The sequence below is a fragment of the Planktothrix sp. FACHB-1365 genome (assembly GCF_014697575.1).
Classification (GTDB): domain Bacteria; phylum Cyanobacteriota; class Cyanobacteriia; order Cyanobacteriales; family Microcoleaceae; genus Planktothrix.
Map to the genome: position 1 here is coordinate 32559 of NZ_JACJSC010000024.1, position 13666 is coordinate 46224.

At 39.4% G+C, this 13666-nt stretch carries 9 protein-coding genes; 4 read left to right on the forward strand and 5 right to left on the reverse strand.

Going from position 1 to position 13666, the window contains the following annotated elements:
* Positions 1-56 precede the first annotated feature (56 nt).
* Both H6G57_RS21145 and H6G57_RS21150 read right to left on the reverse strand, forming a co-directional pair.
* Positions 57-1733, reverse strand: coding sequence for an alpha/beta hydrolase (locus tag H6G57_RS21145; RefSeq protein ID WP_190522115.1), 1677 nt, complete (start codon positions 1731-1733; stop codon positions 57-59).
* A gap of 44 nt (positions 1734-1777) precedes the next feature.
* Positions 1778-3187, reverse strand: a complete 1410-nt coding sequence (locus H6G57_RS21150) for an amidase (RefSeq protein WP_190522117.1) — start codon at positions 3185-3187, stop codon at positions 1778-1780.
* Between the two features lie 780 nt (positions 3188-3967).
* On the opposite strand from H6G57_RS21150, the gene H6G57_RS21155 reads away from it, so the two are divergent.
* A complete protein-coding gene (locus H6G57_RS21155) occupies positions 3968-5218 on the forward strand; it encodes a type IV pilus twitching motility protein PilT (protein ID WP_190522119.1) in 1251 nt (416 codons plus the stop codon).
* Between the two features lie 194 nt (positions 5219-5412).
* Positions 5413-6207, forward strand: a complete 795-nt coding sequence (locus H6G57_RS21160) for a circadian clock KaiB family protein (protein ID WP_309235999.1) — start codon at positions 5413-5415, stop codon at positions 6205-6207.
* A gap of 138 nt (positions 6208-6345) precedes the next feature.
* Here the strand turns inward: H6G57_RS21160 and H6G57_RS21165 are convergent, their stop codons facing one another.
* The gene (locus tag H6G57_RS21165) at positions 6346-7833 is read right to left on the reverse strand and encodes a DASH family cryptochrome (RefSeq protein WP_375539543.1); all 1488 of its coding nucleotides are present in this window, start codon (positions 7831-7833) and stop codon (positions 6346-6348) included.
* Positions 7834-8240: 407 nt separating this feature from the next.
* Here H6G57_RS21165 and H6G57_RS21170 point away from each other — a divergent pair, with 407 nt between their 5' ends.
* Entirely contained in the window at positions 8241-10664 is a 2424-nt protein-coding gene (locus tag H6G57_RS21170) for an exonuclease domain-containing protein (RefSeq protein ID WP_190522125.1), read from the forward strand.
* Positions 10665-10749: 85 nt separating this feature from the next.
* Positions 10750-11838, forward strand: coding sequence for a GUN4 domain-containing protein (locus tag H6G57_RS21175; RefSeq protein ID WP_190522127.1), 1089 nt, complete (start codon positions 10750-10752; stop codon positions 11836-11838).
* A gap of 92 nt (positions 11839-11930) precedes the next feature.
* Here H6G57_RS21175 and moeB read toward each other — a convergent pair whose 3' ends face one another.
* Positions 11931-13103, reverse strand: a complete 1173-nt coding sequence (gene moeB / locus H6G57_RS21180; protein WP_190522129.1) for a molybdopterin-synthase adenylyltransferase MoeB — start codon at positions 13101-13103, stop codon at positions 11931-11933.
* A gap of 87 nt (positions 13104-13190) precedes the next feature.
* The gene (locus H6G57_RS21185; RefSeq protein WP_190522131.1) at positions 13191-13664 is read right to left on the reverse strand and encodes a Mov34/MPN/PAD-1 family protein; all 474 of its coding nucleotides are present in this window, start codon (positions 13662-13664) and stop codon (positions 13191-13193) included.
* Between the last annotated feature and the right edge of the window lie 2 nt (positions 13665-13666).

The following is a 13666-nucleotide window of genomic DNA, read 5'->3' on the forward strand; positions in this document are numbered from 1 at the left end:
TAGGTTTTCTGGATGAGTTTTTGTCAATCACTCTATATTATTCCTCAAGTATACTATTAATCTTGAGTTTTCAATAACTCTTCAATGAAAACTTGGGTTTCTGGGGGAATATCTGTAATTAAACGCACGGGAAAAGCTTGAGTTGAAATAGAGCGATAATATTCGGGTGTTAGAAATACCTGATATTTTTCAGCATCGGGTGTCAGTTGGGCGGCTGTTGCTAAAGCAATTGTTTTAGCATAATTACGGACATCTTTTGAAGCATCACCAATCACTTCACCGCCTGAAATTGGAGTAATGGGAATCCAAGTTTGATCTGCAATGGTTCTGGGATCTCGAACACTTAAATGGGTGGCACCTAAAACCCCTAATAATAATTTTTCGGTTTTAATTTGAGGAAAAATTGCAATTTGTTCGGGTAAAGCCGGAGTGACTTTATCGGCTGATTGTGTTAAAATTAAAGTAGGAACCTGAACTTTATTTAATCCGGTTTTTCCAAAGATTACAGAAGCGGTTGGAGCAAAAGAAATCGCTCGTTTAATCCGAGGATCACTAAATTGATAGCGATCTTTTGGCAGTTCTGCTGCTAGACATTGAGTAGCTTTTCCTAAACTAAAAGTAATAAAACTTTGATCACAATTTTTTCTGAGTTCATCAATTTGAAACTCTCCTCCCGCTAAAGCTAAAGCCGTTACACCTCCAAAAGAATAGCCAAAAACCAAAGTATTATTAGTATTAAATTTACCTTTAAATCTGGGATCATTAGTATTCAATTTTTCTAATTCATTCAACGTAAAAATCAAATCTTGGGGACGTTCTATAATTTCTGTGGGGGATAAAAATAAATTTTTATCAACATAAGTCGCATTACTTCCGGGATGTTCAGGCACAATAACAGTATAGCCATAGGATGCTAAATGTTCCATTAAATAGCGTAATTCTTGATAATCAGAACCCCGACCATGAGAATAAAGAATTAAAGGTTTATCGGGTGTTGCTGCGGAGGATGAATAAATATAAACGGGGATATTACGATTTCGTTGTTTATCCTGCAATTCTATGCGGGTAATGTCTACCTTTCCGGCACCGGGTTGAGTTGGATCAAAGGTAATGGCTGGCGGTTTAACTTCTCCGGTGGGAAATTTAGGTAAGACTTCTAAGAGTAATCTTTGGGTTTGCCAAAATCCTTGATTTAAGCGTTTTAAAACCTCAAATGCTTTAGGAACATTAATCTCAATAGTAGAGAGGGGATAATTTTCTAAAAAATTAATAACAGATAATCCTTGAGGAGATTTAGCTGAAGATAAAATGGCTTCTTTAATTGCTGTTCCGCCTTGGGATTGATCTGAAGAAATAATCGTATCAATATCGGTTAAAATCCGGGTTCCCACTTGACTATTAACAATTTCATCAACGGTTTCATCTTGAATTTTAATTTTAATATTTAACGCGGCTAAAGCTTGTTGCTTTTGTTCAGGGGTAAGGAAACTAAAATAACCCAACAATCCTAACGGAACTTTTCCGGTTTCTGCAAATTCTTTTAAGTCTTTGACCGAAACCGTAGCATAAATAAATCCTTGTCTGATTACAACAGATTCTGCTGCACGACTCGAAAGGGGGAATAGGAAAAAACTGCTAACAATTGTTGGCGTTAAAACACTTAAGGAAAGGAACAATTTTTTCCACGGGTGTTTAGAAAAAACAGAAAAAACAGATACCGGAATTTCACGCATGATCAAAAGTCTGGGTTCAACAATCCAAAAAGTTTAACATCGAATTAGCTCATTGCTATCGGGGGGCGATGGTGTTCCCAAGGTTGTACCGCCTCTAGTTGTGCTGCTAAGGCGATTAAAGTGGCTTCCGTTGCGGGTTTTCCTACTAATTGCACCCCAAGGGGTAAACCTGCTGACGTGAAACCTGTGGGAATGGCGATCGCGGGTTGACCACTAACATTAAATGCAGGACAAGGGGCAATCCATTCAATAATACGCTGTAACGTTTCTTCAGGAGAAAGTTGAGCATATTCTCCCACCCGAATTGTCCCGTGCATATAGGTGGGTAAAACAATAACATCAAAGGGACTTAAGGAGGCAACAATTTCACGTCCAGCTACCTGCATTTTAGACACCGCTTGCAAATATTGTCCAGCCGTTATTTGAGTTGACCTTAACCATTGATTTACCGAACCTAAATACTCTGACGGAATTCCAGAGGCTGCGACTCCCGATTTCCAAACTAAAGTAAACGGTTCAATAATTGCACTAAAATCCGGGTTAATGAGTTCTATTTGATGACCCAATTCTTCGAGAAGTTTAACAGTATTTTGAACCGCTTGTTCACAGTCTGGAGACGCTTGACCAACGGGTAAAATAGACGTTGCTACGGCAATTTTCAAAGACTGGGGCGGCTGTTGTGTTGCTGCCAAAAACGAAGGATTGGGATCAGGCAACCAATAGGGATCTCCTAAAATATAGCCTGACATCACATCTAATAAAGCCGCCGCATCCGCAACGGTACGAGCCAATGGGCCATCGGTGGAAATCCCACTTTGAAAGTCTCCGACGGGAGCATGGGACACTCGCCCTCGCGTGGGTTTAATTCCGACTAAACCACAACAAAAAGCAGGGCCACGAATGGAACCTCCGCCATCTGACCCATGAGCAACGGGGGATAATCCCGCCGCCACCGCAGCAGCAGCCCCCCCACTGGAACCTCCGGGGGTATACTCTAAATTCCAAGGGTTACGGGCGGGAGGAAAGCCATCGGGTTCGGTGTAGGGTAATGATCCGACTTCTGAGGTCGCCGTTTTGCCCAATATATTAAATCCGGCTTGACGAATTCGACTAACAACTCCATCATCATAAGTTGCTATTTTATCGAATAAAGCCCGTGAACCATAAGTACAGGCAACTCCCGCAACGGGGTTTAAATCTTTAATCGAAATGGGAACGCCAAAAAAGGGGGGTAATTCGTTAATATCGGCAATTTGGGCGAGGTGTTCTGTTTGGGTTTTGGCGAGTTCTATAGCGGTTTCTGCCATAACTGTAAAATAACAACCGAACTGCGGATTTAACCGTTGAATTCGATCTAAATAAAAATTAACTAACTCTAAAGGAGATAAAACTTTTGTGCGAATTAATCGCGCTTGTTCTAAAGCAGGGGTAAAGGCTAAATCCACTGAATTCATGTTAATCAGTTATCAGTTATCAGTTATCAGTTATCAGTAATTAGTGGGCAACAGTTAATAGTCAACAGTAATCGGTCAACTGTCAACCGTCAACAGCCAACTTGTTGTAAGGATGCCCAAAGGGGTAAACTAAGAGTATTCTATTTTCAGATTTCAGCGCGTAACCATTGCTGAATGATTAAAAGTTAAGAGCTTTGTCGTAAGACAGGTAGGGTAGGGCATACCCAAACCTCGGTTGAAATACCGAAAACGCTTGGAGAGTGAACCATTAAAAGGGCACTAGATAACACCTGATATTCTAGTAGGCTCGGTTCAGACATAATCGTGTAAGACCTAAGTAGGGGCAACTCCAAAGGGCGGTGATTAGCTCAAGAATCTCCCGTTACATCCCCTCTTGATTAACGGTGAGAGTGTCAATTGTTTTATTGAAGGTCACGGGATGTCAGCACCCCGTACTGAAGTAAAGGGGGTATGGGCGGAGCGCAGGCTACGCGAAGTAATGCCTCACCTTCAGTAAGAGTTGACCAGCCTAAGTCTTAATTGACTAAGTTTTTTGAGTCATGACACCCTGTGGATGCGTAGCTAGTCCCTGGCTCTGTCGTTAGTAGTTAAACATCTTTATCGGGTTAAGGAAGTGCTGCTAACCTAACAAGCTCTTAAAACCTTGGCAAAGCTAACTTTACCCTAGAAATAGGAGTTAGGAGGGATACCATACCCTCCTCCCCGGAAGGGGAAATGTAAAGCCTAACTAGAAGTTAGGGGTTTCTACCCATTTTTCCGATGACACAATCAGAGCGTCCACCTGTTCCTCGTCCACCAGTGCCAGGGATTCCGCCACGTCCACCTGCACCGAAAGCACCTCCCCCACCTGGGGCTGGAGTAGCAAGTGCTGCTGTTGCGACACCGACTCAAATGACGACAACAACCCCAACGGTAATGGCAACACCGAGAAGCAAAGGCCCTAGCCCCGGACAACCCACGTTACGCGAGATTGTCAAACGGGCTAACGATGAGGGCGCTTCGGACGTTCACTTAGGCGTGAATGAACCCCCGCGCTTTCGCAAACGGGGAGATATTGTCCCGTTAGAGTGGCCTAACACCGACTTGAATACCTTTATGAGTTGGTTGATGGAGGTGTTGACCGATGAGGAAATTCACCAATTTCAAGAAAATCTTGACTTTGATGGGGCGGCGGATTTAGGGTTTGTGCGAATTCGGATTAGTATCTTTGATGCCCTCAATGGCCCTTCACTGGTATTGCGGTTAATTGGTTCCTCGATTTTGACCTTGGAACAGTTAAAGTTGCCAGAGGTATTTAAAAAAATCTGTAACTATCACAAAGGGTTAATTCTGGTAACGGGGCCAACGGGTTCAGGTAAATCTACGACCCTGGCGGCGATGATTGATTACATGAACCGTAACTATGCCTACAATATTATTACAATTGAAGACCCGGTAGAATTTGTTCACGAAAGTAAAAAATCCCTGATTAAACACCGAGAAGTCGGACGCCATACGTTGAAGTTTTTTAATGCCCTTAAAGGTGCATTGCGTCAAGATCCCGATGTCTTACTCGTAGGGGAAATTCGGGATAAGGAAACGATGCAAATTGCCTTAAAAGCGGCACAAACGGGTCACTTAGTATCAGGAACGTTACACACCAATAGTGCGGTAAAAACCTTGACTCGGATTTTGGATATGTTTACCGCCGAGGAACAACCTTCAATTAAAGTCTCGATTTCCGAATCTTTGGTGGCGATTATTGCTCAATTATTGTGTAAAACCACTGATGGGAAACGGGCGGCTTTTCATGATGTTTTGATTAATACGGATGTGATCAAGGAATACATCGTTAAAGACAAGTTTGAAGAAATTAACCAAATCATGCTCAAAGATACCTATGAAGGCATGACGACCATGAACAAATTTCTTTACAATCTGTATCAGGAAGGACGAATTACTGAAGAAATTTGTTTAGAGGTCTCCCCCTTCCCCAACGAGATGAGTCAAATGTTACGAGGACGAGTCTAACTCTAACAAAAATGTAAAATTTCAGCCCTACTCTTGCTTTCATCGCCTAAAGTAAAAGTATCGGTGAATCGTGATCCCATTTCTCGATCTCTCCATTCTTTTGAATGGCTAGGAATCACGATTTACCAGTTTAAGGCTTTAAATTTTAATATTAGGTATGGAATGAGGCTTTGAATTTAGTTCAACCATGTACGGTGACTCATTTATTTAAAGCGATCGCTTTATTTACTCCGGGGGGAGATTTAGTTTATTGTATTGACCCCAATAAACAGCGTCGCTGGCATTCTCATCTTTGCACATCTTTGCAAGAACTTTTAGGTTTACCAGAACCCCCTCATTTTTTGATTCCTTGTTATACCGCAACTTATGATCGATGGGTTGACCCCCAAACCCAACAAATCCAACTTTCGGCGGAAGCTTATCCTCCGGTTTTACAATACCAAACTTTATTAAATACGATTTTTGATACGGGGGATATAGTTTGGCAACCCGCAACGGGTTCAGAAGAGTTTTGTAATCCTTTAATTATTGCCACTTATTATCAGCAATTTCCTCAACTTTGGGAAAATCATGATCTGATTGTTCAGGTGAAAAAAAATGATGTGACTCATGATTCTACAACAACTGAAAATTTATCAGAATACCCCTCTCCCAATTTTAAATTGGATTTATCTCCCGAAGCCGAATTTCCTGAAACCAAAGGATATGTTTTACGGTTATTTGTGTCCGGTCATAGTTTAGTAACGGAAAAAACCCTCCAGACTCTCCATCAATTGTTAGAACGTTCTATTGGTCATCCTTATACTTTGAAAGTGATTGATGTTTTAAAACATCCCGACTTAGCAGAAGCGGATCAAATTTCTGCCACTCCCACCTTAGTTAAAGTTTGGCCAAAGCCTGTCCGTCGTATCGTAGGAGAGTTAAATAATGTCGATACGATTTTGCGATTATTAGGGAGTCCGGCTGATACTTTACCCTGGGAAAAATAGTGATTTTTTGAGTCAAATTCCCGCTTATCTTAAGCTTTTTACTTTCCGGGAATAAACGGAGTTGAACGTTGTCTTTCAGCTATAGCAATCCCAAATATATTGTAATAATTTACATCTGACATGAAACACCTAGAAGTATTATCTCTGTTCCCTGTTCCCTGTTCCCTGTTCCCTGCTATAAATGGATTGATTAACTTTAACGGACTTTTCTAAATTAACAATAGGCTGAGGATAATCAACATCTAAAATCACTCCAAAGCGTTTTTGTTCAACGGGAAGTAAAGACCAAGGTTCATGGACTTTTGAGGGGGGTAAATTGCTTAATTCAGGTAGCCAATGTTTAACATAATCTCCGTTTGGATCATAATCTTTAGATTGTTTTAAAATATTAAAATATCGGAATCCTCGCGCATCGTTTCCAACTCCGGCGGTATAATTCCAGTTTCCCCAATTACTACAAACATCATAATCAATTAACAGAGATTCAAACCATTCTGCTCCCATTTTCCAATGGATTCCTAAATTTTTAGTCAAGAAACTGGCGACATTTTGCCGTCCTCGGTTTGACATAAATCCAGTTAAAGCTAATTCTCGCATATTAGCATCAATTAAAGGAAACCCGGTCATTCCCCTTGTCCAGCATTGAAACAGTTGTAAATCTTCTTTCCAAGGAATAGAAAGCCCTCGTAACCCTTCAGAATAAAAAATTTTATTACCATGTTTTAAGGCAATTAATCTAAAATAATCTCGCCATAATAATTCAAAAATTAACCAGTAAGTCGAGTCATTTTTAATTCGTTGTTGTTCGTAATTTTTAACATTATTATCAATAAATCGAGGCGATAAACACCCTAATGCTAACCAAGCAGAAAATTTAGAAGAATAATTTGCGCCTAACATTCCATTCCGCGTTTCTTTATAGTTTTTAAGACAATCCTGTTGCCAAATATAATCATTTAACCGTTTTAATCCGGCGGTTTCTCCCCCTTTAAACGTTAAAACTGCACGAAAATCAACAACAGGGGGTTCTAAACCTAAATCTTGAAGGGTCGGTAATGTTCCTAATTCTAGTTTGGGTAACGGTGGTAATTTTTCAGGAGAAGGAAAAGGAGGATTAACTATACAGTGATTCTCTACTTTTTTTCTAAATTGAGTAAAAACTTCAGGGATTTCAGCAATAGAAAAAGGTAAATCTGGGATTGAATAAAGAGTTGCACCCCAATAGGATTTGAGATCAACTCCTAAAGAATTTAATGCCGTTTTTAATCGATGTTCTACTCTCAATTCTTCCGATGTAGCTTCTTGATAATAATAAACAGCATCAATATTTAAGGTTTTGACTAATTCAGGAATAATAGTTTCTGGCTTCCCTTTGCGGATGATTAAATCGCTTCCTAACTGTTGTAAGGATTGACGTAAATCTTCTACACTTTCTAATAAAAATTGAGCGCGAAATGCTCCGGTTTTGGGGAATCCATAGGAAGTTTGACCGAATTGTCGGGGATCAAAACAATAGACAGGAATAATCTCTGCGTTTAAGTTTAATGCGGCGGATAACGGTTCATGATCATGAACCCTTAAATCATTGCGATACCAAATTAAAACTTGTTTGTGAGTCACGATGATTTAACTTCTAAACGGTTCAGGTTGTTTGCAGAACCCGTAGAGGTATCGACCCCAACGGATTCACCTTAACCCATTTTAACCGAAGTTTCCAGGGGTTTAACAATCAACCATCGTCCCGTTTTGGGGTCACGGTAGCTGCTATAGGGGTTAGAACGAAGAGGTTTAGGACATTTCATAATCGTTCTCCGAATCCGTAAGGGTTGAAAAAATCAGGATCATTAAGTTGATGATTCAATTATTCCGTATTTTCCCAGTGATATCAGGAACGCATATCTCTAAAATTGTGTGATAATAACGTTCATTCTGAGTGACAATAAACATAGAAGTGTGTGAGAGATATCGAGGGTATCCCGTGATCTTGATCATCGGGTTCTCGTTCTTCAACAAGTTTATTGTATTCAAGTCTTATGAAAACGACAAAAGATTTTATTGTTATTGATACGGAAGGACAACCGATTTTAAGAGAATTAGCCATTGTTAATTATCAAGGTGAATTAATTTATGAAGCTTTTGCAGAAAATCATTCTCACAGTCCGAGAATTCCCCATCGGACTAAACCGTTAAAGCAGATTTTAAAAGAATTTGTTGAAATCGCTCAATCTCAATTAATTATCTGTCATTATGCTCAACATGATATTGAGGTATTGAGAAATACCTTTAAAGCCGTAGGAATTGCAGCACCTCAATTAGATTTTCAGTGTAGTTTTGAATTAGCACAACGGTATTTACCTCAACTAAATAGTCATTCTTTAGAAGCTTTAAGTAAGCATTTAAGGTTAAAATTAGATGGTCAATTTTTTATTCGAGATGCGGCTCATCGGGCGAAATATGATGCCTTATTTACCTATCAACTTTATAAACATATTGTCAATGAATATTTGAAAACTGAATTAAAAACTCAACCGAATCCCTTTGGAAGTAGTCGGGTGGATACACCGTTTCAGGATCATCCCGATTTTAGGGGTATTTTTGCGGAAGAATGCGATCGCTTAAAAGCCATTTTGGGCGATATTAAATTAGACCCTAATCATCAAACCAAAGGGGCGGTTGTCATTGGGGAACCTGGGTCGGGAAAAACTCACCTGATGATGCGATTAGCCAAGGATTTATTAACCAAAAACCGTTTATTATTTATTCGTCAACCTAATAACCCCGATACGGTTTTATTCCATACCTATAGTCGAATTTTAGAATCCTTGATCCAAATTGTTCCTAATAGTATTCACACTCAGCTTGAATATTTATTGGCGAATAGTTTTGCAGAAATTATTAAATCTACAGACACTTACTTTACGGCTAGAACTCAGAAAGATGAGAAAATTTTACAACTGATTCAAGGTGGAAATTTAAAGCTGTTTACCGATTTATCCCAGGCGGAAACCAAAACAAAACGGGAGTTTTGGCAACATATTGAAAAACGAGCCTTAGAATGGTGGAATAATAACTTTTCCGCCGCCGGTTACGCCCCTAAATTTTTACAAGGAATTGTGAAATTTTGTGGCTATACTGACTTTAACCGCCGTCAAATTATTACCCAATGGTTGGCGATGAATAATTTACCCCAAGAGGAATTAGATCGGGTAGGATTACCATCTTGGGAAGATGAATTGAGTCGGGAGGAAGCTTCTTTAGAGGCGTTAAAGGTGTTAGGGTGTTTATCGTTATTAGATCAACCGTTAATGATTGTGTTTGATCAGTTAGAGGGGTTAGGACTAAAGCACAATGAACGGTTATTACACGCTTTTGGATCAGCCGTTAAAGAGATTTTTACCCATGTTCCTAATAGTTTAATTATTTTAAACTTATTTCCCGATCGCTGGCAACAATTTAAAGCAGTTTTTGATGGATCAATTATTGATCGGGTGTCTCAATCTCAAGTGTTTCTAAATCGTCCTTCTAATCCCGAACTAAAACAGTTATTAAATTTAAAAATCCAATTTTTAGATATTACCGTTGATGATTTATTTGAACCTGATGAAGTTACCGCCATTTTAAATCATCTTTCGATTCGGACAGTCTTAAATGTGGCGGCGGATTATTATCGCTATAAAGTTGATGGAATTCCCCTCCCTAAACATCAACTTATTCCCCTTTCTACCCCGGATGAAACAGAGGTTGAGCGAAGATTACAACAGTTAGAAGCGGAACTGGAAACAATCAAACAAGCAATGGGTCAAATGAGTGAGTTTATTACTCGAAATTATCCAGAAAAATCAGAAATATTTAATTCGGAGTTATTTGGATTTACCCCTTTCTTAGAATCTCCAGTTCAGCGACAATTGAGAAATTACTTTAAAGAACAACGCATTTGTTTAGAGGGGACATTATCTAAACCTAGAATTATTACTGATAGTGATGATTTAGGAAAATTGATGACGCTTTTAGAAGGGTTAATGTTAGTGATTTCTCCCTTGAGTGTAGATGTCTTAAAGTTGGGGAAACGGGTGATTCCTGAACATTTAGTGATTCAGACCCAAACTCATAGTTTTGTAGTCGGATTTTTACATTTAGGGGGATCTCCCTTTTTCCATCGGTTGAAAAATTGGAATGAGTTACTGGGTTTAAAACCCAATTTTAAGTTTATTTTATGTCGAGATGAAACCGATTATCCCATTAGCGGTCAAAAAAGCTTATTAGAATTAGAACGACTTCAACACTCTCGCACCGGAAAATTGATTATTTGGCATCAAGAGGATCGACTTTTATTTGAACTATTTTATCAAATGATTGTGGATATTCAAAACCATGATTTAGACGTTAAACTAGAGGATGCAATTGAATTTATTTTATCAGAATATAAAGATTATTGGTTATTTCAAAATATGAAATAGAAATTGAATTAAAAATTATCCTGAATTATCTTGGACATTAACGAACAATTTGACTAAGCTTCTTCTCAATATAACTCCCTGATTTATGTACAAATTTAATCAGTTTATCGCTGTAATTGCTGTAGTTTCATCCTTGATGATGGGGATGACTTCTCCGGTATTGGCTCAAACCCAATCTCCCTCTGCTACAGATTTAACACCTTTACAACAACAGTTAAAATCTGGGAATTGGAAAGCTTCTGATATAGAAACTCGTCGCTTAATTCAACAGTGGATTTTTCCGAAAGGGGATGTTTATGCTAAACCTGAAGTGAATCAAATTCCCTGTGAGAGTTTAAAAGCGATTGATACCCTGTGGAAACAAGCCAGTAATAATCAGTTTGGGTTTAGTATTCAACAGCAACAATGGCAAAAGTTATCGCCAAAAGATCGGTCTAGTATTGAATTTTTTGGTAAAAAAATGGGTTGGGTTAGACCAAAACCCTTAACCGAAACAGAGCTTCAAGAGAAATGGTTTGCTTCAACTTGGGTAATGGAATCTGAAGTTAATTTTACACCCAATGCTCCGGTTGGTCATTTACCTTGGCCTGGAATATCTCAGGAAAGAGTCATGTCTTTAATTAATGAAATCGGTTTAGGCTGTGGGAGTTGCAGTATTGATGCCATGTATTTACAGGAAGAACGAAATTATACTTATCTTCCTGCCTTTTATAACCGAGTTAATACCTGTTTAGCTTCTAATCCAACATCATTATCTCCCTTAGAAACGGCTTTAGCGTCGGGAAATTGGAAGGAGGCAAATCGTTTAACTTCTTTGGGAATTTTAGACCTCGCTGGAAAAAGAGAACAGACTTATTTAATAGCGACGGATACCCGAAAATTATCCTGTCAATCTTTAAAAAAAATTGATCAATTGTGGGTTAAATATAGTCAAGGACGATTTGGTTTAAGTGTACAAGCTCAAATTTGGCAAAACTTAAAAGGGAAAAGTTATGAAGATTCTTTGAAGTTTGAAAAAGCGGTGGGATGGACAGGAACTCAACCGATTTTTGATCTGAAATCAGCACCAAAAGGACATTTACCTCTGCGTCCGGTATTATCAGATGGGATGATGAATGCTTGGGGAGGCGGTTGGATTCAAGAACTATCCAATCGTTTAAAAAGTTGTTTGTAGAAAAAATTTGTTATATAAAAAAAGTGGGTTGTTTGTTAGTACACATCACCCACTTAAAAATTAGTTTTGAATCCTGGGGTAGTTCCCTTGATTTAATATTCAGGAACCGAAGAATCAATTTCTCGACTCCAAGCCAGAATTCCGCCTTTAACGTTAGTGCCTTCAATGCCTGCTTCTTTGAGAATTCCTAACGCTTTTCCAGACCGCATTCCTGATTTACAATGGGCAATTAAACGATGACCATTTAACTGTTCTTTGACTTGTTCAATGCCTTTTCCTTGTTCAATATCCGGTAAAGGAATTAACACTGACCCCGGAATTTGAGCAATTTCATACTCATGGGGATTACGGACATCAATTAATACGAAATCCTTCGCACCACTATCGATTAATTGCTTAAGTTCCTGAACCGTCATTTCAGGAATATCCATTTTTTGTTTTGCCTCCTGTTCTTTTGCTTGGGGAATTCCGCAGAATTGTTCGTAATCAATTAATTTTTCAATAATGGGACGTTCAGGATTAGGACGTAATTTTAACTCCCGAAACGTCATATCTAAGGAGTTATATAATAACAACCGTCCGCTTAAGGTTCGACCTTTCCCTAAAATAATTTTGACGGTTTCTGTGGCTTGAATCACGCCAATCATTCCGGGTAAAATTCCTAAAACGCCACCTTCTGCACAGGAGGGAACCATCCCTGGTGGTGGGGGTTCGGGGTATAAATCGCGGTAGTTGGGGCCACCTTCATAGTTAAACACCGTCGCCTGACCTTCAAACCGGAAAATTGACCCGTAGACGTTGGGTTTGTCCAGTAACACACAGGCGTCATTGACCAGATAGCGGGTTGGGAAATTGTCAGTTCCATCTACAATCACATCATAGGGTCGCAGCAGGTCAAGGGCATTTTCTGAACTCAGGCGGGTGTTGTAGAGGTCAACTTGACAAGCGGGGTTAATCTCCAAAATCCGGTTTTTCGCTGATTCAATTTTGGGTTTCCCCACCCAGGACGTCCCATGAATAATTTGGCGTTGTAGGTTGGAATGGTCAACCACATCAAAATCCACAATTCCGATGCGTCCAATTCCCGCCGCCGCCAAATACAGGAGTAATGGCGAACCCAGTCCCCCAGTTCCAATGCACAACACACTCGCCGCCTTCAAGCGTTTCTGACCTTCCAGAGCAACTTCTGGCAAAATCAGATGGCGGGAGTAACGTTCGTAGTCGTCTTTCGTTAACTGGATTTCATCCAGATTTGGATTTAGCATAGCAATTTCGACAAAAAATATAACCGTCCCTTTTACGGGTTTGGGTCGTCAAAACTATATATTGTATGTCCTAGGAGGGAAAATGGGTTAATGTCTTATCAATTCTTCAACTTGAAACTGTTGATATTCATCTAAACTCCAGTTTTGCAGGTCGGTTGCTTTTCCTTTTTCGACGGAAATAATAATATAAGAATAGTCTGACCACGCACAAACTCGATCAAATTCTGAGGGAATAGCTGGATGATCGGGATGGGAATGATAGATTCCTATGATAACAAGATTGCGATCGCGTCCTTGTTTTTGGGCTTGAATCATTTGTTGAGGAGAAATTGTAAACCGACGTTCAGAGGTGACAGGTTGATCAGTGGTTTCTACTGCTTCAAATGCTGGGGCGGTTTCCGAATTCCAAGCATTTTCGGTGGGAATAATCTCCACTACAATTTTATCATGATTTTGATTAATTTTTCCCATTAATAATCCGCAGCATTCCACAGGATAGGTTTGTTCTGCATGGGTAAATAAAGCTTGAATTTGTTCTGAGGATAGGGTTAAGGTTGACATAA